This window comes from Ruegeria sp. F12, assembly GCF_056533885.1.
This window is the reverse complement of the sequence record NZ_JBQFOV010000032.1, coordinates 1-641: the sequence shown is the minus strand read 5'-3', so window position 1 is coordinate 641 and position 641 is coordinate 1. Positions and strand designations below refer to the sequence as shown.

At 60.8% G+C, this 641-nt stretch carries 1 protein-coding gene; it reads right to left on the bottom strand.

All coding sequences use genetic code 11. The features are described from left to right. Window positions 1-641, bottom strand: a 641-nt coding sequence (locus tag ACR0CA_RS20320) for a fumarylacetoacetate hydrolase family protein (RefSeq protein WP_480878640.1), incomplete at both ends; no start/stop codon positions are given.

Genomic DNA, 641 nt, shown 5'->3' with positions numbered 1-641 from the left:
ACATCCTGCCGTTGCACGCCCAGTCCTTCGATCCCCAACTCCATCTTGTCGCCGGGCTTCAGATAGGTTTGCGGGTTCTGTCCCATCCCAACACCCGGAGGCGTCCCGGTCGAGATCACATCCCCCGGCTGCAGCGACATGAATTGCGACAGGTGCGAGATCACCGTGGCGACGCCGAAATGCATCGTCTTGGTCGAGCCGTCCTGATAGCGATGCCCGTTGACCTCAAGATACATCGGCAGGTTTTGTGGATCCGGCACCTCATCGCGCGTAACCAGCCAGGGGCCGATTGGGCCAAACGTGTCGGCAGACTTGCCCTTGACCCACTGGCCCGAGCGGTGCAGCTGAAAGTCTCGCTCGGACAGATCATTGACTACGCAATAGCCCGCGACATGATCCAGCGCGTCCTCTTCCGAGACGTATTTCGCCTCTTTCCCGATCACCACGCCCAGCTCGACCTCCCAGTCGCTTTTGACCGAGTTGCGGGGGATTTCGACCGTGTCATTGGGGCCGATGATGGCGGATGTGGCTTTGAAGAAGATGACTGGTTCGGCGGGCAGCTCCATGCCGCTTTCGGCGGCGTGGTCGGCATAGTTCAGGCCGATGCAGATGAACTTGCCCACCTGGCCCACACAGGCCCC